Genomic DNA, 24,940 nt, shown 5'->3' on the forward strand with positions numbered 1-24,940 from the left:
ACTATGCGTATGCTGCATGTCGCCCGGGCCGCAGGGGCATACGCGAAACTGCGCATCCGGAGCGCCCGCGCGAGCGCCATACTGCCTGCCCCGCACGCGCGCGAGGCCCTCGTCCGGACCTGGCTTTCAAGGTCCTTTCAAGGCACTCCAAAGTCCTTCGCGGCGCGTCCCGACGCCCCCTTCACGCCGCGCCGCGGTCCCTGCTTGCCTTCGCCCACCATCATGCTGTCCGCCCCTTCCACCCCCCTGGCACGTGGCACCCGGCCGCGGCGCTGGCGGCGTGCGCTGCTGTGGGGCACGCTGGTGGGACTGCTGCTGATCGCGCAGTCGCTGCTGCTGACGCTGACGCTGAGCCACGAGGCTGCGCGCGCGCAGGAGGCCTCCGATCTCGCCGCCGCCGAGGTGACCGCGCGCGCCAAGCAGCTGATCGGGCGCGACCTGCAGGGCCTGCAGGGCCTGATGTGGGCCGAGGACGACGACTGGCGCGGCAACGCCGCCGCGCAGCTGCGTCAGACGCGGGTCATGCTGCGCATCGAGCTGCGCGACGAGCAGCGCCAGGTGCGCCGCGCGGTCGACACGCCCTATGCGCCGCCGCTGTTCTCGACGCTGTCGCGCGAGCAGCTCCAGATCGAGACCGAGCTCGCCTGCATCGCCGCGCTGCGCCAGGGCACGCCGCTGTTCTCGCGCTCGTACTTCGTGCCGGGCCCCGGCGGCGACGGCATGGAGGTCGCCGACCTGTGCCTGCCCCGGGTGCGCGCCGGCGAGCCGCGCTCCTACGTCGTGGCGACCATGGGGCTGCGACCGCTGCTGGAGGAATCGGTCTCGCAGGAGCAGGCGCGCCGTTTCGAGATGTCCTTCGTCGAGGGCGACGGCACGCGGCTCGCGCGCACCGGCCTGACGCGCGGCAGCGGCTTCTACCTGTCCGAGCGCCTGCTCGACCTGCCCGGCCTGAGCCTGCAGCTGCGCGTGGACAACGCGACCGGCCGGCCGCAGCTGATCCCCAACCTGGCGACGGCGCTGGTGATCGGCCTGTCGCTGGCGCTGTTCGCGCTGGTCATCGTGCTGGCGCGGGACACGCGCAAGCGCGCGCAGGCGGAGCACGCGCTGGCCGAGTCGCTCGCGTTCCGGCAGGCGATGGAGAACTCGCTGATCACCGGCCTGCGCGCGCGCGACCTGGACGGCAACATCAGCTACGTCAACCCGGCGTTCTGCGCGATGGTCGGTTACGCCGCGGAAGAGCTGGTCGGCACCGGCCGACCGCCGCAGGCGCCGCCGTACTGGCCGCCCGAGTTCATCGAGGAATACTGGCGCCGCCATCACGACCGCGAGGCGAGATGGGAGGCCGGCCTGCCGCCGCGCGAGGGCTTCGAGACGGTCTTCGCGCGCAGCACCGGCGAGCGCTTCCCGGTGATGATCTACGAGGCGCCGCTGCTCAACGCCGAGGGCCAGCAGACCGGCTGGATGAGCGCCGTGCTGGACCTGAGCGCGCAGCGCAAGGTCGAGGAGCTGTCGCGCCAGCAGTCGGACCGGCTGCAGGCGACGGCGCGCCTGGCCACGGTCGGCGAGATGGCCTCGCTGCTCAGCCACGAACTGAACCAGCCGCTGGCCGCGATCGCCAGCTACGCGACCGCGTCGATCAACCTGATGGTGCGCGAGGCCGACGACCCGCAGACGCCGGCGATGGTGCGGCAGGCCGTGACCCGCATCGCCGAGCAGGCCGAGCGGGCCGGCCGCGTGATCAAGAGCGTCCACGACTTCGTGCGGCGGCGCGAGGCGGCGCGCGAGTGGGTCCATGTCGAGCAGCTGCTCGACGCGGTGCTGCCGCTGGTGCGGCTGCAGGCGCGCAAGAGCGGCGCCCGCATCGAGATGGACCTGCCCAAGGGCCTGCCGCGGGTGCGCTGCGACCGCACGATGGTCGAGCAGGTGCTGCTGAACCTCACCCGCAACGCGATCCAGGCGATGGACGGTCCCACGCCGCTGGCGGACCGCGCGCTGGTGCTGCGCGTGCGGCGCCTGCAGCCGCGCTGGCTGAGCTTCGCGGTGGTCGACCATGGGCCGGGCATTCCGGCGGAAGTCGCGCGCCAGCTGTTCACGCCCTTCTTCACGACCCGCACCGAGGGCATGGGCCTGGGCCTGAGCCTGTGCCGCACGGTCGTGGAACAGCACGGCGGCGCGATGGACTTCGAGAGCCGCGTCGCCCCCGCGTCGCCGACCGGCACCGAGTTCCGCTTCAGCCTGCCGTGCGAGGATGCGCCTGGCGCGGCCCCCGGCACCGGGGCCGACCGGTTGCCCGTCACTGGATCTGGAGAGTCGTCCGCATGAAGCCGCAGTCCCTGCCGATGGTCTACCTCGTCGACGACGAGGATGTGGTGCGCGATGCGCTGGCCTGGTTGTTGCGCTCGCGCCGGCTGCTGTCCGAGGGCTTCGGCAGCGCCGAGGCCTTCGAGTCGCTGCTCGACGGCCTGCCCCGCGGCGGACGCGACTGGCCGTCGGCGCCCAGCTGCCTGCTGCTGGACGTGCGCATGCCGGGCATGAGCGGGCTCGCGCTGTTCGAGCGGCTCATTGAGCGCGGCCTGCTGGACACGCTGCCGGTGATCTTCCTGACCGGTCATGGCGACGTGCCCACGGCGGTGGCGGCGGTGAAGCAGGGCGCCTACGACTTCGTCGAGAAGCCTTTCTCCGACAACGCGCTGGTCGACCGCGTCGAACAGGCGCTGGCGCAGAGCGCCGAGGCGATCGCCGCGCGCGATGCGAAATCGGCGCTGGGACACCGTGTCGGCGAGCTGACCGAGCGCGAGCGCGAGGTCATGCAGCTGGTGGTGCAGGGCCTGCCCAACAAGCTGATCGCGGACCAGCTCAACATCAGCGTGCGCACCGTCGAGGTCCACCGCGCGCGGGTGTTCGAGAAGATGGACGTGAAGTCCGCGGTGGAGTTGTCCAACCTGCTGCGCGGCGACAATGCCGCCCATGGGTGATTCTTCTGATTCGCGGGAGCGACGGGACGGGCGGCCGCTGGGCGAGTTCGACCTGATCGACCGCTTCTTCGGCCGCGCCGCGCGCGCCGGCCGCACCGAGGGCGGCGCGGTGGCGCTGGGCATCGGCGACGACTGCGCGCTGCTGACGCCGACGGCCGGCCATCAATGGCTGGTGACGGCGGACATGCTGGTCGAGGGCCGGCATTTCCTGTCGACGGTCTCGCCGCGGCGCCTCGGCCACAAGGCGCTGGCGGTCAATCTCAGCGACCTGGCGGCCTGCGGCGCGACGCCGCGGGCCTTCTTCCTCTCGCTGGCGCTGCCGCGCGTCGACGAGGCCTTCCTGGCCGGTTTCGCGCAGGGGCTGTTCGAGCTGGCCGATGCGCAGGGCATCGTGCTGGCCGGCGGCGACACCACGGCCGGGCCGCTCAACCTCAACATCACCGCGATGGGCGAAGTCCCCGCCGGCCAGGCGCTGCTGCGCTCGGGCGCGCGCGTCGACGACGACCTCTGGGTCAGCGGCACCCTGGGCGATGCGCGGCTGGCGCTGGAGGTGTTCCGCGGCACGCTGTCCTTGAGCGCCGCGCAGTTCGACGAAGTCCGCCTGCGAATGGAGATGCCCGAGCCGCGCGTGGCGCTGGGCAAGGCGCTGCGAGGCCTGGCGACGAGCGCGGTGGACGTCTCCGACGGGCTCGCGGGCGACCTGGGGCACGTGCTCCAGCGCTCCAACGTTGGCGCGACGCTGCGCCTGGCGGACCTGCCGCGCTCGGCGGTGCTTGGCGCGATGCCGGAGGACCTCCAGCGGCTGTGCCTGCTGACCGGCGGCGACGATTACGAACTCGTCTTCACCGCGCCGCCCGATGCTCGCCAGCGCGTCCTCGAGGCCGGCCGCGCCGCCGGCACGCCGGTCTACCGCATCGGACGGATCGAGTCGGCCCCCGGCCTGCGCGTGGTCGACGGCCTGGGGCATCCGGTGCAGGACCTGCCGCGCAGCTTCGACCACTTCAAGTCATGAGCGCCGTCCGACCGACCTTCGCCTTCATGGCGAGACACCCCGCCCACTGGATCGCAATGGGCTTCGGCAGCGGCCTGTCGCCGAAGGCGCCGGGCACCGTGGGCACGCTGTGGGGCTGGGCCGCGTTCGCGGTGCTGAACCTGTGGCTGTCGCCGGCGCAGTGGGCGGTGCTGATCGCGGTCAGCCTGCCGGTCGGCTGGTGGGCGGCAACGGTGACGGCGCGGCACCTGCGCACCTGCGACCCGGGGGCGGTGGTGTGGGACGAGATCATCGCGATCTGGCTCGTGCTGTGGCTGTTGATGCCGGCGGGCTTCGGATGGCAACTGGCCGCCTTCGCGCTGTTCCGCTACTTCGACGCCGCCAAGCCCGGGCCGGTGCGCTGGGCCGACGGTCTCTTCAAGATCGAGCCCGGGCAGCCGGTGACGGTGTGGCAAGGCTTCGGGATCCTCTTCGACGATCTGGTCGCCGCCGGATGTACGCTCGTGGTGTTGGCCGGCGCGCGGGCCTCGCTGCATTGACGCTGCGAGCCGCGCCTTCATCCACGGATGCCAGACCCATCGACGAGGAGATCCCCATGCTGTTTCCCGACGAGTCCGAACTGATCGAGCGCATCGCGCTGGCGCTGATCCAGCGCAAGGAACGCATGGGCACCGCGGAGTCCTGCACCGGCGGGCTGATCGCCGCGGCCTGCACCAGCCTGGCGGGGTCGAGCCAATGGTTCGAGCGCGGCGTCGTGAGCTACAGCAACGAGGCCAAGACCGAGTTGCTGGGCGTGCCGGCGGCGCTGATCGGCCTGCACGGCGCGGTCAGCGGCGAGGTGGCGGAGCAGATGGCCCGTGGCCTCGTCGCGCATGCGCCGATCGACTGGGCGATCGCGGTGACCGGCGTGGCCGGGCCGGGCGGCGGGACCGAAAGCAAGCCGGTGGGCACGGTGTGGCTGGCGCTGATGCATGGGCGCACCAGGATCCGCGTGTGGAAGGAGCACTTCACCGGCGACCGCCACGAAGTCCGCGCGCGCACGGTGCGCGCGGGCCTGGAGGCGCTGTGCGATGCGCTGGAGGATCGCGACTCCTGAACGCCTGGCTCGAGGGGTCGAGCCGCCCGGACATCAAGCCTCGAGCCCCTGAGCGACCCGACGCTCTGGCTCGTCGTCACAGCCCGGCCAGGATCGTGCTCGCGCGCGCATCGCCGAGGTCCGGTGGCTGCCAGTCGCGCAGCCACTGCGCGAACTGCTCGGCCGGCATCGGTCGCGACAGCGCATACCCCTGGCCCTGGTCGCAGCCCAGCGTCTGCAGCAGCGTCCATTGCTTGCCGGTCTCCAGGCCTTCGGCCACGACCGACAGGCCCAGGTTGTGCGCCAGCTCGATGGTCGAGCGCACGATCTTCGCGTCGTCGATGTCGCGCTCCATGTTCATCACGAAGCTGCGGTCGATCTTGAGTTCGTCGACCGACAACTGCTTCAGGTAGGCCAGCGACGAGTAGCCGGTGCCGAAGTCGTCGATCGACAGCTTGAAGCCCAGCGCGTGCAGTTGCTCCAGCGTCTGCAGCGCGCGCTGCGGGTCGTCCATGATCGCGGACTCGGTGATCTCCAGGCACAGGGCCGGCGGCGGCACGCCGGCCACCAGGTCCGCCACCTTGATCGGCAGGTCCTGGTCCATCAGGTCGCGCGTCGACAGGTTGACGCTGATCGGCAGCGCCAGGCCCTCGCGCTGCAGGCTCATCCAGGCCTGCGCCGAGGCCTGCAGCACCCACGCGGTGATCTGGCGGATGAAACCGGTCTGCTCGGCGAAGGGGATGAAGGCCATCGGCGGCACCAGCCCGCGCGACGGATGCTGCCAGCGCACCAGCGCCTCCGCACCCGAGATCTTCTGCGCATGCAGATCCACCTTGGGCTGCAGGAACAGCCGCAGTTCCCCTGCGTCGATCGCGTGGCGCAGCTCGCTGAGCAGCGACAGCGACTCCTGGCTGGCCGCGTCCATGCTCGGCGCATAGACCTCGCAGCCGCTCTGGCCGCGCTTGGCCGCATGCATCGCCAGCTCCGCCCGAGCGAGCAGCAGCATCGGATCGCGGCCGTGCTGCGGATACAGCGCCACGCCCATCCCGGCCGACAGGTCCACCGTCTGGTCGTCGATGCTGAGCGTGCGCTCGAAATCCCGCTGGATGCGCTTGCAGATCGTCTCCGCGCGCGTCGCGCCGGCGCCCTCGATCAGCAGCACGAACTCGTCCCCGCCGACCCGGGCGGTCAGCCGCACCTCGTCCTTCAGCAAATGCTGCAGCCGGTCCGCCACCGCGCGCAGCAGCCGGTCGCCGAAGGCGCGCCCCAGCACGTCGTTGACATGCTTGAAGCGGTCCAGGTTCAGCATCAGCAGGGAGAAGCGCACCTCGCTCTCGGCCATGCGCCGCGCCAGCGCCTGGTGGAACTGCTCGCGGTTCGGCAGGTCCGTCAGCGGGTCCCAGAAGGCGAGCCGGTTCACCTCCTCCTCGCGCGACCGGATGCCCTGGCGCATCGCCTCGAAGGCTTCGGCCAGGTCGCCGATCTCGTCGCTGGACGGCCGCTCGACCGGCCGCGCATAGTCGCCCTGGCCCAGTCTGTGCGCCTCGCTGGCCAGCGCCTTCACCGGCCCGGTGATGCGGCGGGCGGTCAGCACCGCCCCGATCGCGAACAGCAGCACCCCGGCGACGCTCAGGCCAAGCAGCATCCATTGCAGCCGCCGGTAAGGCGCGAGGGCCTCGTCCACCGAGCGCAGCAGCAGCACCGCCACCGATTTGTCGGTATCGCCGCCATGGTCGAGCGGCTGCAGGCGGGCCTGGAACTGCTCGCCTTCCAGTTCCAGATGGAAGGTCTGCACCGTGCGGTCCGTCGCGCTCAAGGTGGGCAGCGCCTGCACCGCGCGCGCCGTGGCGGTCGTGTCCAGCACGGTCGACAGCACCTGCCATTGCCCCGCCGCCGATTGCGCCAGCAGCACGCCCTGGATGCGCACGATGCGCTTGAGCTCCTGGAGCTGGTCGCTCTTCATCTCGAAGCCGGTGAAGATCCAGCCGCCCAGCCCGGCGGCCCGCATCCGCGCGACCACGACCTGATAGGCCTTGCCGCCCACCAGCAGGAGCTGGCTCTGCGTGCGGCCCTGCTGCTGGCGCGTGACGCCGCGCAGCAGCGGCGCGACCTTGGCGGCGATCGGGTCGGTCGCGGTCACCAGCTTGAAGCTGTCGTCCGCGTAGCCGATGAAGGAAGCGTCGCCCCGCGCGCTCAGGTTGGTGAAGACGTCCTGCAGCATCCCGCGCAGTTCCTCGCCCTGGATGCCGGCCGCGACCAGCTGGCGCAGGCCGTAGTCCGACTGCAGCAGGTCGGCCACCAGGCCGCGCTGCTCGTTGTCCTCGTCGATCAGCTGGACCAGGATGCGCTCGCCGGCCTCCAGTTCCTCGGCCACCGAGGCCCGCGCATTGCGGCCGATGCCTTCGTTGATCAGCGCCAGGTTCAGCAGCTGGACGACCAGCAGCAGCGCCAGGAACAGCGCGACGATGCGCCCCTCCAGCCGCCGCAGGTTGAGGAAGTCCGGCCAGCGCATGGGCGCCTCAGTCCTTGAGCTCGACCTTGAGCACGCCCGCGGCGCCGGCGGCGACCACCAGCGGCTGGGCGCTCGGCGCGGCATTGCCCATGCGCGTCGCCCACAGCCGCAGGCGGTGCTCGCCCGGCGGCAGGTTCAGCGTCACCTCGCCCTTGGCGTCGGTGATGCCGAACAGCGGCGTGTCGACGACGACGATGTGGGCGCTCATCCGGTCGTGGATGTTGCAGCCCAGCTGCGCGACGCCGGGCTTGTCGAAGACCACCGGCTCGGCCGGCGTGCCCGAGTACAGCTTGAGTTCGAACTTCTTCGTCGGGGAGAACGAATAGACGTGGTGTCGGACGGTGTCGAAGTTGGGGAAGTTCACCGCGGTGCCGGTCTGCACCACCAGCAACTGGGGTTGGAACTGGCGATCGCGCTGGGCCATCGTGGCCGCGGCGCCGGTCGCCGGCCGGGCGGGCTGGCCCTTGAGCTCGACGGCAACCGCTGCGTTCGGCACCGGAGCGCCGGCGGCGTCGCGCACCTGGAGGGTCCAATCCGTGGCCTGGCCCGCGGCCTGGCTCGCGCCGGCGCTGCCCAGCGCGATCGCCAGGGCGGCGAGCCGTCGCGCCGAAGCCCACGCCTGCCGCGGCGAGGCGTTCCGCGCGCCCGGCGTCCCCGTGCCGTCAGGGGACGGGCGGCAAGCGACGGTACCGGATCGGCCGGTCGACAGGGCTGCGGAGCGGAGCAGGCGCATCGGCGACGTCAGGTGGACGAGATGCCGTCAACCATAGCGGTTTTTCTGCGCCGGCGGACGCAGGGCTTGCTCCAACATGAGGGCCAGGCGCCCCAGCGCCTCCCACGGATCGGTGGGCCATTCGGGGTGGCGCAGCCCCTTGACGATGCCGTCGCAGATCTGGGCGGCCACCACCAGCCGGGTCAGCGCCGCGCCGTGCAGCTGCGGCACGATGCGCTCGAACAGGCGCTCCTTCGGTCCCCAGATGCGGGATTCCCGCAGCGCCATCGGCAGCGGCTTGCCCGCCGCCACCGCGTCATGGACCCGCTTCAGGCCGCGGATGTCCTCGGCCATCGTCCAGTGCACCAGCACCGCCGCCTCGCCCTCGGCCTTCAGGCCCTCGAGCATGCGCAGCACGCGGCCGATCTTGCCGCCCAGCAGCGCCTCGCTGAGCTTGAAGACGTCGAAGCGCGCCACGTCCAGCACCGCCGCCTCGATCTGCTGCAGGCTGAGCTCGCCCGGCGGGTGCAGCAGCGCGAGCTTCTGCAGCTCCTGGTGGGCGGCGAGCAGGTTGCCCTCGACCCGGTCGGCGAAGAACTCCAGGGCCTGCTGGCCCTGCGCCCCGGAGGCCACCGACTGGCCCTGCTGCTGCAGGCGCCGGGCGATCCAGGCCGGCAGCTCGCGCCGTTCGACCGGATCGACCTTCACCGACACGCCGGCCGCGTCCAGCGCGGTGAACCAGGCACTGCTCAGCTGCGTCTTGTCCAGCCGCGGCAGCGTCACCAGCGTCAGCACGTCGGGCGGCAGGCCGTCGACGTAGCGCTGCAGGGCTTCGGAGCCGTCCTTGCCCGGCTTGCCGGTGGGAATGCGGATCTCGATCAGCTGCTTGTCGGCGAACAGGCTCATCGCCTGTGAAGCCGCGATCACCGGCGCCCAGTCGAAGTAGGCGCCGCTGACGGTGAACACCTGGCGCTCGCTGTAGCCCTGCCGGCGGGCCTCGGCGCGCAGCGCGTCGGCGGCTTCCTGCGCCAGCAGCGGTTCGTCGCCGTGCACCACGTACACCGGCTTGAGCCCCTTGGCCAACTGGCCGGCCAGCGCCTCGCCCTTGATCTGCATCCGCGCGTCCCGTCGGCGTTCAGTTGGGCAGGTGGACCGCCGCCAGGCGGCGCAGCAGCAGGCCGACGGCCTCCACCTGCATCGCCTTCTGCAGCGAGGCCTCTTCCTGCTCCTTGGCCAGCGCCGCGCTTTCGCTGTAGTTCATGTCGCGGGTCAGGCGCAGCTCGGTGCGCGGCAGCAGGATGTCCCCGCCGGCGGTGCGCAGCGAGTAGTCCAGCGACAGTCGCAGCTGCCATTCCGTGATCTGCCCCGCGGCGGTCGTCGCCACCGAGGTCTTGTCGCGCACCTCGCGCTCGGCGTCGATGATGACGTCGGCGCGGTTGGGGTCCTCGACCAGGCGCACCGTGCTGCGCTGCACCTGGCGGCGCAGCTCCTGCGCCAGCGGCGAGTGCGGCACGAAGCCGGTCAGCGCCAGCGTCTTGAAGTGGTAGACCGGTTCCTTGCGCAGCTCGAAACCGCAGCCGGGGAGCCCGGCCGCGGCGCCCAGCGCGCCCAGGGAAGCGAAGGACAGCAGGTGGCGGCGCTTCATGGCGTCAGACCACCACGTTGACGAGGCGGCCCGGCACGATGACGACCTTCTTGGGCGTCTTGCCTTCGGCGAACTTCTCGAACTCGGGATTGGCCAGCGCGGCGGCCTCGATCACCGCCTTGTCGGCCGACGCGGCGACCTTGATCGAGCCGCGCAGCTTGCCGTTGACCTGCAGCATCAGCTCGATCTGGTCCTGCACCAGCGCGCCTTCGTCGACCTGCGGCCAGGGGGCGTCCAGCAGCTCGCCCAGTTCGGCGGCGAAGCCCAGTTCCGTCCACAGCGCATGCGCGATGTGCGGGCAGGCGGGGTAGATCACGCGCAGCAGCACCGAGAAGCCTTCCCGCACCGCGGCCGACTGGCCCTCGGCCTTGAAGCCTTCCAGCGCGTTCAGCAGCTTCATCGCGCCCGACACGACGGTGTTGTATTGCATGCGCTCGTAGTCGTACGAGACCTGCTTGAGCACCAGGTGTACCTCGCGGCGCAGCGCCTTGCCCTCGTCGTTCAGCGCGGCGAAATCGGCGCCGCCGGCCTTGATCGCCTCGGCCTGCTTCGCGCCGAAGCCCCAGACCCGCTTCAGGAAGCGGTGCGCGCCCTCGACGCCGGCGTCGTTCCACTCCAGCGTCTGCTCGGGCGGGGACGCGAACATCACGAACAGACGAGCGGTGTCGGCGCCGTATTCGTCGATCAGCGCCTGCGGGTCCACGCCGTTGTTCTTCGACTTCGACATCGTCGTCATCTCGTACTCGAGCGGGAGGCCGTCGGCCTTCAGCGTGCCGCCGGTGGGCAGGCCATGCTCGTTGCGGATGACGTCGACCTCGTGCTCCCAGTAGTAGTGCTTGCCGGCGTCTTCCGGCTTGCGGAAGAAGGCGCCCCTGAGCACCATGCCCTGCGTCAGCAGGTTGGTGAACGGCTCGTTGAACTTGATGAGCTTCAGGTCGCGCATGACCTTGGTCCAGAAGCGCGCGTACAGCAGGTGCAGGATCGCGTGTTCGATGCCGCCGATGTACTGGTCCATCGGCATCCAGTAGTCGGTGCCGTTCGCGACCATCTGCTCGGGATTGGTCGCATCGCAATAGCGCATGAAGTACCACGAGCTGTCCACGAAGGTGTCCATCGTGTCCGTCTCGCGCTTGGCGGCGGCGCCGCACTTCGGGCAGCTGCAGTTCAGGAAGTCCGCGCGCTTGTTCAGCGGATTGCCGCTGCCGTCGGGGATGCAGTCCTCCGGCAGCACGACGGGCAGGTCCTTTTCCGGCACCGGCACCGGGCCGCAGCTGTCGCAATGGATGATGGGGATGGGCGTGCCCCAGTAACGCTGGCGGCTCACGCCCCAGTCGCGCAGGCGCCAGGTCGTCTTCTTCTCGCCCAGGCCCTTGGTGCCGACGAGTTCGGCCACCTTGTCCACCGCCTGCTTGTGCGTCAGGCCGTCCAGCGCGCCGGAGTTGATGCAGGTGCCGCGCTGCTTGTCGCCGTACCATTCGGCCCAGGCGTCGGTCGAGTAGGTCTCGCCCTCGACGGCGACGACCTGCTTGATCGCGATGCCGTACTTCTTCGCGAACGCGAAGTCGCGCTCGTCATGCGCCGGCACGCCCATCACGGCGCCGTCGCCGTAGCTCATCAGCACGTAGTTGCCGACCCAGACCTCGACCTGTTCGCCGGTCAGCGGGTGCGTCACGAAGAGGCCGGTCGCCAGGCCTTTCTTGTCCTGCGTGGCCAGTTCGGCCTCGGTCGTGCCGCCCTGCTTGCATTCCTCGATGAAGGCGGCCAGCGCGGGATTCGTCTTCGCGGCGTGCGCGGCCAGCGGATGCTCCGGCGCCACGGCGCAGAAGGTCACGCCCATGATGGTGTCGGCGCGCGTCGTGAAGACGTACAGCAGCCCGTCCTGGATGGGCTGGCCGTCCTCGCCCTGGATCGCGTGCGGGAAGGCGAAGCGCAGGCCCTCGCTCTTGCCGATCCAGTTCTCCTGCATCAGGCGCACCCGCTCGGGCCAGCCCGACAGGAAGTTCTTGTCCGACGGATCGGCGACCGCGGCCAGCAGCTCTTCCGCGTAGTCGGTGATCTTGAGGTAGTAGCCGGGAATCTCGCGCTTCTCGACCGTCGCGCCCGAGCGCCAGCCCTTGCCGTCGATCACCTGCTCGTTGGCCAGCACGGTCTGGTCGACCGGGTCCCAGTTCACGACCTGCGTGCGCCGCTCGGCGATGCCGGCCTCCAGCATCTTCAGGAACAGCCACTGGTTCCAGCGGTAGTAGTCCGGCTTGCAGGTGGCGATCTCGCGCGACCAGTCGATCGCCAGGCCCATCGCCTGCATCTGCGACTTCATGTAGGCGATGTTGTCGTAGGTCCACGCGGCCGGCGGCACCTTGTTCTTCATCGCCGCGTTCTCCGCGGGCAGGCCGAAGGCGTCCCAGCCCATCGGCATCAGCACGTTGTAGCCCTTCATGCGCAGCTGACGCGTCAACATGTCGTTGATCGTGTAGTTGCGGACATGGCCCATGTGCAGCTTGCCGCTCGGGTAGGGCAGCATGGAGCAGGCGTAGAACTTCGGCTTGGACGCGTCCTCGACGACGCGGTAGGCGTCACTGGCGTTCCAGTGGTCGCGGGCGGCCTGTTCGACCTCGGAGGGAGCGTATTTCTCGTTCATGGTGGCTCGGGCAACGTAGCCGCCGATTGTAGGAGGCCGCGCGCCGCCGCCCATCCTCCCGGTGGGCGCCACCCTGCGGGGGTGAGCGATCAGCGCTTCGCGGCGGGGTCGGGCGCTGCTCTGGCGGGGCCGGCCTCGCCGACTTCGCCGCCCTCGCCCTCGCCTTGTTCCGCGACGAAAGCGATCCGGTTCAGCCCCGCCTTCTGCGCCCAGCCGATCAACTGGGCGACCTTCCCATAAGGCACGGCCCGGTCGGCGCTCAGGCGCAGCTCGGCGTCGGGCTGGCGTGCGGCCAGCTGCACGAGGCGCTCGCGCACCGCCTTGGCGTCGAGCGGCTCGTCCCCCAAGAGGTAGTCCCCCTCGGGGGTGATCACCAGGGCGATGAACTTGGCGCCCGGGCCGGGCGCGGCGGCATCGCTCTTGGGCAGGTCCAGTTTCAGCGCGCTGCCCATCAGCGGCGCGGCGATGATGAAGATCACCAGCAGCACCAGCATGACGTCGATCAGCGGCGTCATGTTGATCTCGCCCATCGGCTTGGGCGCTTCGCGGCGTTCGAGGCGGCCGAACTTCATGGCATCAGCTCAGGTCAGGCGGGCGCTCACGCCTCGTCGATCAACTCGCGCAGGTCGTGCGCGAAGCCCTCGAGTTCCGCCTCGCAGGCGGCGACCCACTTGCCGAACAGGTTGTAGGCCAGCACCGCCGGGATGGCCACCGCCAAGCCGGCGGCGGTCATGATCAGCGCTTCGCCGACCGGCCCCGAGACCTTGTCCAGGCTGAAGTTGCCGGTCGAGGAGATGCTCAGCAGCGCGTGGTAGATGCCCCAGACGGTGCCGAACAGGCCGACGAAGGGCGCGGTCGCGCCGATGGTCGCCAGCATGACCTGGCCCCGGTTGAGGCCGCCCAGCACCGCGTGCAGCGCGTCGCGCAGACGGCGCGTGAGCTGCGAGGTTTTGCGCGCGGTGGCGGCCAGGGTGCCGGGCGCGCTGTCCTGCATCGCGGCGTCGATCAGCGGCAGCATCAGCGCGCCGCGGTCCAGCGGCGCCAGGTGCTCGCGTCCCTGGCCCAGGTCGGGCGCCGTCCAGAACACCGGCAGGCCGCGGCCCAGGTCGGCGCGGGCCCGCGCCAGCGTCCAGCCGCGCCAGAAGATCAGCACCCAGCTGCACACCGACATCGCCAGCAGCAGCAGGGAAACGAAACGGGCGACACCGTCGCCCGCTTGCCAGAGATGGATCAGTTCGGTCATCGCGTCGTTCGTCGATCGCCGGTGATCGAGCGCGTCGCGCTCAGGCCATGCCGAGCACGTCGTTCATGTCGAACAGCCCGGTCTTGCGCTCGCCCAGGAAACGCGCCGCGCGCAGGCTGCCCTGCGCGAAGGTCGCGCGGCTCGAGGCCTTGTGGCTGATCTCGATGCGCTCGCCGATGCCCAGGTACATCACCGTGTGGTCGCCGATGACGTCGCCGCCACGGACCGTCGCGAAACCGATCGTCGACGGATCGCGCTCGCCAGTGACGCCTTCCCGGCCGTAGACCGCGCAGGTCTTCAGGTCCCGGCCAAGCGCCTCGGCGACGACCTCGCCCATCTTCAGCGCGGTGCCGCTGGGCGCGTCGACCTTGTGGCGATGGTGGGCCTCGACGATCTCGATGTCATAGCCCTGCGAGAGCGCCTTGGACGCCTGCGCCAGCAGCTTCAGCACGACATTGACGCCGACGCTCATGTTGGGCGCCATCATGACGGCGGCGCGCTGGGCGTACTCGCCGATCTTCGCCTTCTCGTCGGGGCTGAAGCCGGTGGTGCCGATGACGGTGCGCACGCCCAGTTCGGCGCACAGCGCCAGGTGCGCCATCGTGCCTTCGGGGCGGGTGAAGTCGATCAGCACGTCGGACCGCGACAGGCCGGCCCGCACGTCGCTGGTGATCGCCACGCCGGTGATCTGACCGAGGAAGGCGCCGGCATCCTGGCCGAGCGCCGGGCTGCCGTCGCGGTCGAGCGCGGCGGCCAGCTCGAGGTCGTCGGCGGCGAGCACCGCCTCGACCAGCATCCGGCCCATGCGGCCGGACGCGCCGGTGATCGCGATCCGCAGACGGCTCATCGGCGCGGCTCCAGCGGGGGGTAGTCGCGGGTCGGTCCCATCGGCTCCGGCGCCGACGCCGCGGCGGTGCGCACCGGCGGCGGCAGCGCCTTGCGCTCTTCTTCGGTCAGCTCCAGCTTGGGTTCCTTGCCGGAGACCTTCAGCGTGTTGATCGAGGCGATGAATTCCTTCTCGGTCGGCAGGTCGTCCGGCGCGTCGATCTTGGACAGCTGGTCGCCGTCGAAGGTCAGCAGGATGTGGCGGTTCTGCGGCGCGGCCCCTTGGCGGCGGATCGTGAACACGTAGTCCCAGCGGGACTCATGGAAGACGTCGGTCAGCAGCGGCGAGCCCAGGACATCGCGCACCTGGACACGGCTCATGCCCGGCTTGATCGCGGCCAGCTGTTCCTTGGTGACCACGTTGCCCTGCACGATCTCGACGCGGTAGGGCGTCACCAGGCCCAGCACCTTGTCGCCGCTCACCGAGAGCGCGTCGAACTTGGGCATCTGCGAGCAGCCGCCCAGCGCCAGCAGACCGACAACCAGGCCTGCCATCGCGGCGCCGGAGGCGTTCCGGCGGGCAATGCAGGCGATACGGGAATTCAATGACATGGCGCGGATTGGCCGAGGCGCAAGGGCTATGATCGCGAGATTCTAGCGGCACGCACCCCCGCTTCCCCGCAGGCGCAAACCCCATGAACCGGTCAGACGAAATCAAGAACAGCGGGCTCAAGGCCACGCTGCCCCGCATCAAGATCCTCGAGATCTTCCAGACCGCCCAGCAGCGGCACATGACCGCCGAGGACGTTTACAAAGCTTTGCTCGATGAACGCGCCGACATCGGTCTGGCCACCGTCTATCGCGTCCTCACGCAGTTCGAGCAGGCCGGCCTGCTGTCGCGCAACCACTTCGAATCGGGCAAGGCGGTCTTCGAGCTCAACGAGGGCCACCACCACGACCACCTCGTCTGCCTGACCTGCGGCTTCGTCGAGGAGTTCTACGATCCGAAGATCGAGGAGCGCCAGCACGCGATCGCGCAGGAGCGTGGCTTCCAGCTGCAGGAGCACTCGCTCGCGCTGTACGCGAACTGCGTCAAGAAGGACTGCCCGCACAAGATGGCCCGCTGACCCGGTCCGGCGATCGCGGCGTCAACGACAAGGGGCTCCGCGGAGCCCCTTCGTCATGCACCGTCGAAAGCGGCGCCGCGTTCAGTTGTTGTCGTTCAGTCCCTGCTCGATCGCGCGCTGGTGGCGCTCGACGAACTCGCGGTAGGTGTCGATGCCGCGCAATTGCAGGATGGTGTTGCGCACCGCGGCCTCGACCAGCACGGCCAGGTTGCGGCCGGCGTCCACGGCGATCACGACCTTGCGCACCGGCATGCCCAGCACGTCCTCGTAGAGCGGCTCGTAGGGCAGGCGCTCGAAGTCGCGCTCCATCGTTTCCTTGCGGACCAGGTGCACGATCAGCTTGAGCCGCATCTTCCGGCGCACCGCCGTCTCGCCGAAGATGGCCTTGATGTCCAGCAGGCCGATGCCGCGGACCTCCAGCAGATTCATCAGCAGTTCGGGGCAGCGGCCTTCGATGGCCGTCTGCGCGATCCGGAAGAAGTCGACCGCGTCATCCGCCACCAGACCGTGGCCGCGGCTGATCAGTTCCAGGCCGAGTTCGCTCTTGCCCAGTCCCGATTCGCCGGTTAGCAGCACGCCCAGGCCGAGGATGTCCATGAACACGCCGTGGCGTGTCGTGCGGTTGGCGCAGACGTGGGCCAGGTAGGCTCGCACCAGGTCAATGACGTGGCCGGCACTTTCGGCGGTGGTGAACAGCGGGATCTCGGCGCGGTCGCACATCGCGACCAGCCGGTCCGGCGGCACCTGGTCGTCGGCGACGATGATGACCGGCGGTTCCAGCGTCACGATGCGCGAGATCCGGCGGTCCAGCACGTCGCCCGAGGCCTGGCTCAGGTAGGCGACTTCGCGCCGGCCGACGATCTGGACGCGGTAGGGGTGGATGTAGTTCAGGTAGCCGACCAGGTCGGCGGCCGACTGGGCGTCCCGCAGCGCGGCTTCGTCGAAACGGCGTTCAGGGTGCGCATGCCCGGCGATCCACTCCCAACGCAAGGCCTCGCGGTGTTCCTCGAACAACCGGTCCGCGCTGATGGAGGTGGCTTTCAAGTTGGGCGGGGGCTGGAGGTGTGGAGAGATCGTCTCGAGGCGCCGGGCCGCTCAGGCCACCGACTTCAGCGGTTCCCAGTCGGCGATCAGGCGATGCACGGTGGCGGCCTCCGCCTCGGTCTTGAGGCGTTCGCGCAGTTCGCGGTCGGACAGCATCTCGGCGATCTCGGACAGGATCTCGAGGTGTCTCTGGGTCGCCGCCTCGGGCACCAGCAGGAAGATCAGCAGGGTGACCGGTTCGTCGTCGGGGGCGTCGAAGCCGATGGGCTGCTGCACGCGCAGCACCGCGGCCAGCGGGTTCTTCAGGCCCTTGATGCGGCCATGCGGGATCGCGACGCCGTGGCCCAGACCGGTGGAGCCCAGGCGCTCGCGGGCGAACAGGTTGTCCGTGACCGCGGCGCGGGAGATCGAATGGTTGTTCTCGAAAAGCAGCCCGGCCTGTTCGAAGACCCGCTTTTTGCTGGAAGCGTCCACATCGACCAGCACGTTGCTGGCGGGAAGGATGGCGGCGAGACGGTTCATCGGGCATTTACCGGCCATGTCGACCGGCGAGCTGGGGAAGCAGCCTGCGCACCAGCGGGTACGCAGATTCGAGGGTTGAAGGACTGGATTATAGGAATCCCGCTACCGAGAGGGGGTGTGACGGATGCGACGCTTCTGTGAAAACGTCTCCGCTGGTGTTGCATCGCAACAATTCTCGGCAAAAAGGCGGCCCGATGGGCCGCCTTGCGGGGGATCTCCGGGTAATCCCGAAGATCCGGCAGCGAGCCCGACGGGCCGGGGAGGACCGTCGGATTCGCGGAGATCGGTCATCCGGCGCTCAAGTCCATGCGCTTGGCCGATTCATGGTGATGGTTCTGCACCCGATCCTTGTGGCGGCAGACCTGGCGATCCAGCTTGTCCATCAGCTCGTCGATGGCGGCGTAGAGATCGCCGTTCGAGTGTTCGCAGAAGATTTCCCGTCCCTTCACATGCAGCGTGACTTCAGCGCGTTGGCGTCGATCCTTTTCCTTTTGCTTCTCCACGGTCAGCAGGACGTTGACGTCCACGACCTGGTCAAAGTGGCGGAGCACCCGGCTGAGCTTGTTCAGCACGTATTCGCGCAGAGCCTGTGTCACTTCGAGATGGTGGCCGCTGATGGTCAGGTTCATAAAGCCTCCTTTCACAAGGGCTTGGTCGGAAACAGAGTCGGAGTCGGCGGTCGTTGCCGCGGGGAAAAGAGCGGGCAGGGTCTTGGTGAGGTGGGGAGTCGGTGAGGGTCGGTCGGCACGTCGCCGGCATCGAGCTGGAGACGCGGGGGAAGCGGATGGAGTGTCGGAAACGGCGCGACGGGTGAGCGGTCCGCGAGGGACCCGGAAGGCCGCGAGGGCCGATGGCATGCGGGTTCTGAGGCGAGATCGATGAAGAAGACGAGTCCAGTCTGCTCCCGATCCCCAGCCTCGGCAAGTGATGGAAAGCAAGTTTGGGGGCGAATTTTCCCGCCTTGCAGCAGGGCGAGGTCCGTGCTGGAATGCTGGGTGTTGTGCGGCGCGGGCCTTCCGACCGGGCGTCCTCCTCGCGCTTCCTTGCTGGCCCTCGGGACGCGATGTGATAATCCCGCGTCCCGATTACTGGAGTCCCCCTTGGACAGCGACCACCCTCGGTGGCCGTCCACTCCAGCGTCAATCCGCCGCAGCCCCTGAGCGTTCTGCTCCACCGCATCCAACGCCGCCGCGACGCTTGTCCGGAGTGAGACGGGCCACCTCGACCCCCTGGCGCGCCGCCTGGCGTCGCCTGCTCCTGGCAACTCTCGCGCCGCGGCGACCCTCGAAGGGTCCGTCAACGCGCACTCCGGCTTGCGCGTTCGCCCGAGCGCGCACCGCCGACGAAGGATCCGCATGCTGAATGTGTTCACGCTGGACAATGGCCGCCTCAAGGGAGGCATGGTCCAGGAAGAGATTTCCACCGCCGCCGAACTGCTCTCGCTCGCCGGGGCCGACCGCAACCCGGTCTGGGTCGACCTGCAGTCGCCGACGCCGGAGGAAAAGGACTGGATCCGCGAACGCTTCCATCTGGTGATTCCCGAGGACATCGTCGACGAGGATCTCGAGGAATCGGCCCGCTTCTACGAGGAAGACAACGGCGAGCTGCACATCCGCTCCGACTTCCTGATCGACGACATGGAAGCGCCGCGCAACGTGCGGGTCGCCTTCATCCTCTTCGACAACGTGCTTTTCTCGATCCACAACGAGGACCTGCCGGTGTTCCGGCTGCTGCGCCTGCGGGCCCGTCGCATCCCGGCGCTGATCGAGGACGCCAAGGACGTGCTGCTCAAGCTCTATGACGCGGACGCGGAGTACTCCGCCGACGTGCTGGAGGGCATCTACGACAACCTCGAGAAGGTGAGCGCGCGGGTCCTGAAGAAGGACGTCAACGACACCGAGGCGGGGCAGGTGCTGGCGGCGATCGCCCGGGAGGAGGACTTGAACGGGCGCATCCGGCGCAACGTCATGGACACCCGGCGCGCGGTCAGCTTCATGATGCGCAGCCGCATGCTCAACGCCGAGCAGTTCGAGGAATCGCGCCAGATCCTGCGCGACATCGATTCGCTCGATTCGCACACCGCGTTCCTGTTCGACAAGATCAACTTCCTGATGGATGCCACGGTCGGCTTCATCAACATCAACCAGAACAAGATCATCAAGATCTTCTCGGTCGCGAGCGTCGCCCTGCTGCCGCCGACGCTGATCGCCAGCGTCTATGGCATGAACTTCGAGGCGATGCCGGAGCTGCGTTGGAAGTACGGCTACTTCTTCGCGATCGGGCTGATGGTGGCGTCGGTGGCGGCGCCCTTCATCTACTTCCGCCGCAAGGGCTGGCTGGCCTGATCAAGCCCGCTCGACGCTGACCAGGGCGCGCCAGGAGGCGCGCTTTTTTTCGGCTGGACGCCGCAAATGCAAAGGGCTTCCGCGAAGCGGAAGCCCTGGGTAGAAAAGTAGCCTCAAGACGCCCCTGGCCAACGAGGGAGGGAGGGAGGAGGAGGAGAAAGGCCTCGGGATTGCAGCTTCACGAAGAAGCAGGTCTTGCGGCTGAAAGTGGTTGCGTCGACTGTACTCCCATCGCTGATGGGATCGGTGTAAACCCGCGGAATGCCCTCCCACGCTGCTGCGCCATCCGCCGTGTTTAAGTCAGCTCAAAGTGAGCGCTGTTATCGGCGTCGTCGCTTGCGTTTCTCATCAGCGATGTATTGATCGAGTCGTTATGGTGCAGCGCATCGACGCGGAAGTCACCCCGCCGAGCGACAAATACGTGAGCAACTGTCACTGCTGTCCCGGCTAGCCGGGACAGTTTTCAGGCTGATGAAGGCCCCTCGCCACAGGCGTGCCGATTGCCTCCTCCCGCGCCTTTCATTCAGCTTTTGCAAGCTGGAACGAGCTCAAGCGACAGGATTTTCGAGTTCCCGCTGCGATGCCCGTTCACTGCGGCTGCGCCAGCAGCTTTTCCACGGCCTGGGTGAAGGTCGAGCTGTCCGGGCTCACGCCCGACGCGAAGCTCATGACCTGCTTGCCGTCGCGCGAAATCAGGTACTTGTGGAAATTCCACTTCGGCGCCTGACCGGTGCGCTTGGCCAGGTCGGCGAAGAGCGGGTTCAGATCGGCTTTTCCGGCCGCGACGCTGCTCTTGCTGAACATCGGGAATTTCACGTTGAAGGTGTTCTCGCAGAACTCGGCGATTTCCTTGTTGCTGCCGTACTCCTGGTTGCCGAAATCACCGGATGGAAAACCAAGTACCACCAGCCCCTTGTCCGCATAGCGCGCGGACACCGCTTCCAGCGCCTTGTACTGGGGCGTGTAGCCGCAAAAACTTGCCGTGTTGACCACCAGGACCACCTTGCCGGCGTACTGGCACAGCGCCTGTGGTTTTTCGTCCTGCAGGCGAGGCATTTGCCGGTTCAGCAGCTCCGGGCAGGCTGCGCCGGAAGTCGCGGGCTCGGCCGCCGGTGCGGCATGGGCGGCGGTCGTGGCCAAAGCCATCGCGACCATCGCGAGGCCGGCGAAGGCGGCGCGCCGCAGGAGGGAACCGAAGGACGTGTTCATGGGCTGTGTCTCCAGGATCGGTGAATCCGAACGGTCGTGCTGCTTCGTAATAAGCGAACCCGGCGTGAGATCGGTCGGATGCGGGATTAGGCCAGATCGCCCCATGGGCCGATGCCGTAAGGGATTGTCATGGTGCGACCGGTAGAATCCGGCGCGCTTAACAGGACGCAGACAGATGCTTTATCCCGAACTCTTCAAGCAACTCGAGGCCGTGCGCTGGAACATGGACACGGATATTCCGTGGGACAAGTTCGACGCGTCCAAGCTGACCGACGACCAGGCGCGCACGATCAAGATGAACGCGATCACCGAGTGGTCCGCGCTGCCCGCCACCGAGATGTTCCTGCGCGACAACAAGGACGACAGCGACTTCTCCGCGTTCATGAGCGTTTGGTTCTTCGAGGAGCAGAAGCATTCGCTGGTGCTGATGGAATACCTGCGCCGCTTCCGTCCGGACATGGTGCCGACCGAAGCGGAACTGCACGAGGTGCGCTTCGAATTCGATCCGGCCCCGGCGCTGGAGACGCTGATGCTGCACTTCTGCGGCGAGATCCGTCTGAACCACTGGTACCGCCGCGCCGCCGAATGGCACACCGAGCCGGTCATCAAGGCGATCTACGAGACCCTGTCGCGCGATGAAGCCCGTCATGGCGGCGCCTACCTGCGCTACATGAAGCGCGCGATGAGCAAGTTCGGGGACGAGGCGAAGGCGGCATTCGCGAAGGTCGGCGTGCTGATGGCCAGCGCGCGCCGCACCGCGCAGGCGCTGCACCCGACCAACCTGCATGTGAACGCCAAGCTGTTCCCGCGCGACACCATCCAGAGCCGCCTGCCCGATCCGGAGTGGCTGGAGCGCTGGCTCGACAAGCAGATCCAGTTCGACAGCGTCTGGGAAAACAAGGTCGTCGAACGCATCCTGCACAACATGAGCCTGCTGATGGAGCGCAGCTTCGTGAGCGTCCAGGAGTTGAACCGCTTCCGCAAGGAGTTGACGCAACGCCTGGCTCAGGCGACGCAGCAGGCGCCAGGTGGCGACGCCACGCCGCAGGCGACCTGACCCTCGCGTTTTCCGCTCGTACGAAGGCCCGCCGACGCGGGCCTTCTTCATTTGAGCCGCAGCGCTCCTCGAGGGTGTTCCCACGCATGCCCCGCTGCATGCAAACCGCTCGCCACCCGGCCACAATGCGCCGTCCGACCTCGCGTCGATTCCACTGTCCAACGCCATCCGACACCGCTCATGAAGTATCTGCACACCATGGTCCGAGTGACCGATCTCGATGCCTCGCTGAAGTTCTACCGCGACGCCCTGGGGCTGCAGGAGGTGCGCCGCAGCGAGCATGAGGCCGGCCGTTTCACCCTGGTCTATCTGGCCGCACCCGGCGACGAGGACGCGCAGATCGAGCTGACCTACAACTGGGATCCCGAGATCTATACCGGGGGTCGCAACTTCGGTCACGTGGCCTACGCGGTCCCCGACATCTACGCCGCCTGCCAGCGCCTGATGGACGCTGGCGTGACGATCAACCGCCCGCCGCGTGACGGCCGCATGGCTTTCGTGCGCTCGCCCGACAACATCTCGATCGAGCTGCTGCAGGACGGCCCGGCGCTGCCGCCGGCCGAGCCCTGGATCTCGATGCCCAACACCGGCGCCTGGTAAGCGCCCGCGCGACGTCTTCGGCATCCTCACCGTCTCTGCTCATGGACCACCTGCTGCTGCGATTGATCGCGCCGTTGTTGATGGCCGCGCCGCTGGCCTGCGCCGCACAGGCGCAAGGCAAGCTGCTGTTGACCGGCGGGGTGAGCAGCATCGATGGCGCGGCTGGTGGCGGTTTGTCGCCATGGGCATTGACCGGCAGCTACGCGACGGCGGGCCAGATCGGTGCGACCGCGTACCTCACGCGCTTGCCGGTGCAGGACTACGGCTTCACCGGCTACGGCGCCGCCGTGGCTTTTGGCGAGCGCGCCGAGCTGTCGATCGCCAGGCAGGACTTGAGCGCTGGCGCCACGGGCGCAGCGCTGGGGTTACCCGGGCTCCGGCTCAAGCAGACGATCCTCGGCGCGAAGGTGCGACTGGGCGGCGATGCGGTGCTCGATGCCGACACCTGGATGCCGCAGCTCGCGCTGGGCGTCGAGTACAAGCACCTCGACGCGGGTGGCCTGGCGCCGACGCTGAGCGCGCTCGGCGCGAAGCGTCAGGGCGTGGACATCTATCTGAGCGCGACCAAGCTGTTCCTGGCGCAAAGCACGCTGGTGAACCTGACGCTGCGCGCGACGCGCGCCAATCAGAACGGCCTGCTGGGCTTCGGCGGGACGGCGAGCGGCAGTTATTCGCTGGTGCCGGAGGTGTCGATCGCCTACCTGCTGAATAAGCAGTGGGCGGTGGGCGTCGAGTACCGCGTGAAGCCCGACAAGCTCAATTCATCGATCCTGGGCGACGCGCTGCGAGAGGACGACTGGAAGGATGTGTTCGTCGCCTGGGCGCCCAACAAGCATGTGTCGCTGACGGCTGCCTATGTGGACCTCGGTGGCATCGTGCCGGGGATCCAGCCGCGTCGTCAGCGCGGCGTCTACGGCTCGATTCAATTCGCCTACTGACCGCGGCCTCGCCGCGCTCCGACGACTCGACCAGGAGGTCTGCACGATGCGATCCGCTCGAAGGCTGTGGAGGGCTGGCGCGCTGGCTCTGCTGATGGGCGTGGGCGCCGCGTCGATCGCCGGCGCGGCGGATGACGGGCTGTATCGCGCGCTGGGCGGCGAGGAGGGCATCGCCCACATCGTCGACGGCATGATCGATCGCGCCTATGCGGATGAGCGCATCAAGCGCAAGTTCGATGGCGTCAACCCGAAAGCGCTGAAGGAATCGATCCGCAAGCAGTTCTGCCAGCTCAGCGGCGGCCCATGCGTCTACGACGGCGAGACGATGGCGAAGTCGCATGCCCACCTCGCGCTGGACAAGGCCGACTTCAATGCGTTGGTCGAAGACCTGCAATTGGCGATGGACGCGCAGCGGGTGCCGTTCGCCGTTCAGAACCGCCTGCTGGCGCTGCTCGCGCCGATGCATCGGGACATCATCACGCAGTGAGCTTGGTCGCGTGTGCGGCTTTGGTTCGAGGTGTGGTGATGAGCGTCGTGGGGCCGCAGAAAGCAGAAAGCCCGGCGGAGCCGGGCTTTCGTGAATCTGGTGGCCAAGGGCGGAATCGAACCACCGACACGCGGATTTTCAATCCGCTGCTCTACCAACTGAGCTACTTGGCCATGAGACTGGGTCTCTGTCTCCGTTGTTCCGGGTCTTGCGACTCGTGCTGAACAACGAAGACCGCGACTATAGCACTAAATTCCGCTGCCCCGCTTGTTTCTTGAAAGATCGACGCCGAGCTGCTTCAGCTTGCGGTACAGATGGGTCCGTTCCAGCCCCGTCTTCTCGGCCACGCGGGTCATCGAGCCGTTCTCCTTGGCCAGGTGGAACTCGAAGTAGCTCTTCTCGAACGCGTCGCGCGCCTCGCGCAGCGGTCGGTCCAGCTCGAACACCTGCTCGGAGGCCAGGCCCTGGTGCGGCAGGGGCGCCACCGGCGCCAGGCCGGCCGAGGGCATCGGCAGCGTGCCGGCCGTCATCGCGGGCAGCACCTCGGGGCGCGGGTAGCTGTTGCCGATGTTGAGGCCCACACCCACCACCGGCGCCGCCGGCGGGGCCGGGCGCGGCGTGGTCTTCACCAGCGCCTGCTCCACCGCGCGCAGCAGCTTCTGCAGCGTGATCGGCTTTTCCAGGAAGGCCATCGCGCCGAACTTGGTCGCTTCGACCGCCGTGTCGATCGTGCCGTGGCCGCTCATCATGATCACCGGCATCGTCAGCTGGCCGGAGCTGCCCCATTCCTTCAGCAGCGTCACGCCATCGACGTCAGGCATCCAGATGTCCAGCAGCACCAGGTCGGGCCGCGAGCGCTCGCGGGCGGCGCGCGCCTGCTGGGCGTTCTCCGCGAGCTCGATCGTGTGCCCCTCGTCCGAGAGGATTTCAGACAAGAGGGCGCGGATGCCCAATTCGTCGTCAACAACAAGAATGGTTGCCATGTATGCCTACTG

Annotated in this window: 25 protein-coding genes and 1 tRNA gene; 11 read left to right on the forward strand and 15 right to left on the reverse strand. The window is 68.5% G+C overall.

The features are described 5' to 3' along the window. The first annotated feature begins 222 nt into the window (after nucleotides 1-222). From FHT38_RS24120 to FHT38_RS24140, 5 genes are read left to right on the forward strand one after another with little or no spacing between them, the layout of a single operon-like run. On the forward strand, nucleotides 223-2,322 hold the full coding sequence (locus tag FHT38_RS24120) for a sensor histidine kinase (protein ID WP_183483956.1): 2,100 nt from the start codon (nucleotides 223-225) through the stop codon (nucleotides 2,320-2,322). Further along, nucleotides 2,319-2,975 (forward strand): response regulator transcription factor, encoded by a 657-nt coding sequence (locus FHT38_RS24125; RefSeq protein ID WP_091730740.1) that lies wholly within the window; start codon nucleotides 2,319-2,321, stop codon nucleotides 2,973-2,975. Before FHT38_RS24120 ends, FHT38_RS24125 begins: the two co-directional genes overlap by 4 nt. Nucleotides 2,976-3,012: 37 nt before the next feature. Next, nucleotides 3,013-3,987 (forward strand): thiamine-phosphate kinase, encoded by a 975-nt coding sequence (thiL, locus tag FHT38_RS24130; RefSeq protein WP_183493656.1) that lies wholly within the window; start codon nucleotides 3,013-3,015, stop codon nucleotides 3,985-3,987. Next, complete coding sequence (locus FHT38_RS24135) at nucleotides 3,984-4,505, forward strand: phosphatidylglycerophosphatase A (RefSeq protein WP_183493457.1); 522 nt, start codon at nucleotides 3,984-3,986, stop codon at nucleotides 4,503-4,505. Before thiL ends, FHT38_RS24135 begins: the two co-directional genes overlap by 4 nt. A 56-nt stretch (nucleotides 4,506-4,561) precedes the next feature. After that, nucleotides 4,562-5,062, forward strand: a complete 501-nt coding sequence (locus FHT38_RS24140) for a CinA family protein (protein WP_183493458.1) — start codon at nucleotides 4,562-4,564, stop codon at nucleotides 5,060-5,062. Between the two features lie 76 nt (nucleotides 5,063-5,138). On the opposite strand, the gene FHT38_RS24145 is transcribed toward FHT38_RS24140, so the two are convergent. The 9 genes from FHT38_RS24145 to FHT38_RS24185 all read right to left on the reverse strand — a co-directional run bounded on the left by FHT38_RS24145 (nucleotide 5,139) and on the right by FHT38_RS24185 (nucleotide 15,171). Further along, a complete protein-coding gene (locus tag FHT38_RS24145; protein WP_183493459.1) occupies nucleotides 5,139-7,553 on the reverse strand; it encodes a bifunctional diguanylate cyclase/phosphodiesterase in 2,415 nt (804 codons plus the stop codon). Nucleotides 7,554-7,560: 7 nt separating this feature from the next. After that, nucleotides 7,561-8,286, reverse strand: a complete 726-nt coding sequence (locus tag FHT38_RS24150; protein WP_183493460.1) for a methylamine utilization protein — start codon at nucleotides 8,284-8,286, stop codon at nucleotides 7,561-7,563. Nucleotides 8,287-8,313: 27 nt separating this feature from the next. Beyond that, entirely contained in the window at nucleotides 8,314-9,381 is a 1,068-nt protein-coding gene (holA, locus tag FHT38_RS24155; RefSeq protein WP_183493461.1) for a DNA polymerase III subunit delta, read from the reverse strand. A gap of 19 nt (nucleotides 9,382-9,400) precedes the next feature. Further along, nucleotides 9,401-9,910 (reverse strand): LPS assembly lipoprotein LptE, encoded by a 510-nt coding sequence (lptE, locus tag FHT38_RS24160; RefSeq protein ID WP_091730762.1) that lies wholly within the window; start codon nucleotides 9,908-9,910, stop codon nucleotides 9,401-9,403. 4 nt (nucleotides 9,911-9,914) lie between these two features. Continuing rightward, a complete protein-coding gene (gene leuS, locus FHT38_RS24165) occupies nucleotides 9,915-12,548 on the reverse strand; it encodes a leucine--tRNA ligase (protein WP_183493462.1) in 2,634 nt (877 codons plus the stop codon). An 89-nt stretch (nucleotides 12,549-12,637) separates the two neighbouring features. Beyond that, nucleotides 12,638-13,120 (reverse strand): biopolymer transporter ExbD, encoded by a 483-nt coding sequence (locus tag FHT38_RS24170; RefSeq protein WP_091730768.1) that lies wholly within the window; start codon nucleotides 13,118-13,120, stop codon nucleotides 12,638-12,640. 26 nt (nucleotides 13,121-13,146) lie between these two features. Beyond that, complete coding sequence (locus tag FHT38_RS24175) at nucleotides 13,147-13,791, reverse strand: MotA/TolQ/ExbB proton channel family protein (protein WP_091730771.1); 645 nt, start codon at nucleotides 13,789-13,791, stop codon at nucleotides 13,147-13,149. Between the two features lie 40 nt (nucleotides 13,792-13,831). Next, nucleotides 13,832-14,638, reverse strand: a complete 807-nt coding sequence (gene dapB / locus FHT38_RS24180; RefSeq protein WP_183493463.1) for a 4-hydroxy-tetrahydrodipicolinate reductase — start codon at nucleotides 14,636-14,638, stop codon at nucleotides 13,832-13,834. After that, nucleotides 14,635-15,171 (reverse strand): outer membrane protein assembly factor BamE, encoded by a 537-nt coding sequence (locus tag FHT38_RS24185; protein ID WP_255488908.1) that lies wholly within the window; start codon nucleotides 15,169-15,171, stop codon nucleotides 14,635-14,637. Before FHT38_RS24185 ends, dapB begins: the two co-directional genes overlap by 4 nt. Before the next feature lie 140 nt (nucleotides 15,172-15,311). Between FHT38_RS24185 and fur the strand changes: the two genes are divergently transcribed. Next, a complete protein-coding gene (gene fur / locus FHT38_RS24190) occupies nucleotides 15,312-15,743 on the forward strand; it encodes a ferric iron uptake transcriptional regulator (RefSeq protein WP_091730779.1) in 432 nt (143 codons plus the stop codon). An 81-nt stretch (nucleotides 15,744-15,824) separates the two neighbouring features. Here the strand turns inward: fur and hprK are convergent, their stop codons facing one another. The 3 genes from hprK to hpf form a co-directional block, all read right to left on the reverse strand. Next, nucleotides 15,825-16,787 (reverse strand): HPr(Ser) kinase/phosphatase, encoded by a 963-nt coding sequence (gene hprK, locus FHT38_RS24195; RefSeq protein ID WP_091730781.1) that lies wholly within the window; start codon nucleotides 16,785-16,787, stop codon nucleotides 15,825-15,827. Between the two features lie 51 nt (nucleotides 16,788-16,838). Then, complete coding sequence (gene ptsN, locus FHT38_RS24200) at nucleotides 16,839-17,309, reverse strand: PTS IIA-like nitrogen regulatory protein PtsN (RefSeq protein WP_091730784.1); 471 nt, start codon at nucleotides 17,307-17,309, stop codon at nucleotides 16,839-16,841. Nucleotides 17,310-17,596: 287 nt separating this feature from the next. Beyond that, complete coding sequence (hpf, locus tag FHT38_RS24205; protein WP_091730788.1) at nucleotides 17,597-17,938, reverse strand: ribosome hibernation-promoting factor, HPF/YfiA family; 342 nt, start codon at nucleotides 17,936-17,938, stop codon at nucleotides 17,597-17,599. Nucleotides 17,939-18,664: 726 nt separating this feature from the next. On the opposite strand from hpf, the gene corA reads away from it, so the two are divergent. Then, nucleotides 18,665-19,654 carry a magnesium/cobalt transporter CorA gene (gene corA / locus FHT38_RS24210; RefSeq protein WP_091730793.1) on the forward strand — a complete coding sequence of 330 codons (990 nt, stop codon included), beginning with the start codon at nucleotides 18,665-18,667 and terminating at the stop codon, nucleotides 19,652-19,654. Nucleotides 19,655-20,242: 588 nt separating this feature from the next. Here the strand turns inward: corA and FHT38_RS24215 are convergent. Beyond that, nucleotides 20,243-20,863, reverse strand: coding sequence for a glutathione peroxidase (locus FHT38_RS24215; protein ID WP_091730796.1), 621 nt, complete (start codon nucleotides 20,861-20,863; stop codon nucleotides 20,243-20,245). A 175-nt stretch (nucleotides 20,864-21,038) separates the two neighbouring features. Between FHT38_RS24215 and FHT38_RS24220 the strand changes: the two genes are divergently transcribed. The 4 genes from FHT38_RS24220 to FHT38_RS24235 all read left to right on the forward strand — a co-directional run bounded on the left by FHT38_RS24220 (nucleotide 21,039) and on the right by FHT38_RS24235 (nucleotide 23,945). Further along, nucleotides 21,039-21,920 carry an acyl-ACP desaturase gene (locus FHT38_RS24220; protein ID WP_091730800.1) on the forward strand — a complete coding sequence of 294 codons (882 nt, stop codon included), beginning with the start codon at nucleotides 21,039-21,041 and terminating at the stop codon, nucleotides 21,918-21,920. A gap of 180 nt (nucleotides 21,921-22,100) precedes the next feature. Continuing rightward, complete coding sequence (locus FHT38_RS24225; RefSeq protein WP_091730804.1) at nucleotides 22,101-22,520, forward strand: VOC family protein; 420 nt, start codon at nucleotides 22,101-22,103, stop codon at nucleotides 22,518-22,520. A 41-nt stretch (nucleotides 22,521-22,561) separates the two neighbouring features. Further along, on the forward strand, nucleotides 22,562-23,458 hold the full coding sequence (locus tag FHT38_RS24230; RefSeq protein WP_183493464.1) for a DUF3034 family protein: 897 nt from the start codon (nucleotides 22,562-22,564) through the stop codon (nucleotides 23,456-23,458). A gap of 46 nt (nucleotides 23,459-23,504) precedes the next feature. Continuing rightward, nucleotides 23,505-23,945, forward strand: coding sequence for a group 1 truncated hemoglobin (locus FHT38_RS24235; RefSeq protein ID WP_183493465.1), 441 nt, complete (start codon nucleotides 23,505-23,507; stop codon nucleotides 23,943-23,945). Nucleotides 23,946-24,042: 97 nt separating this feature from the next. Here the strand turns inward: FHT38_RS24235 and FHT38_RS24240 are convergent. Continuing rightward, a tRNA-Phe gene (locus FHT38_RS24240) sits at nucleotides 24,043-24,118 on the reverse strand. A gap of 75 nt (nucleotides 24,119-24,193) precedes the next feature. Continuing rightward, nucleotides 24,194-24,928: a response regulator gene (locus tag FHT38_RS24245; protein WP_091730817.1), complete on the reverse strand. Its 735-nt coding sequence runs from the start codon at nucleotides 24,926-24,928 to the stop codon at nucleotides 24,194-24,196. Between the last annotated feature and the right edge of the window lie 12 nt (nucleotides 24,929-24,940).

This window comes from Mitsuaria sp. BK041, from assembly GCF_014193085.1.
Classification (GTDB): domain Bacteria; phylum Pseudomonadota; class Gammaproteobacteria; order Burkholderiales; family Burkholderiaceae_C; genus Roseateles.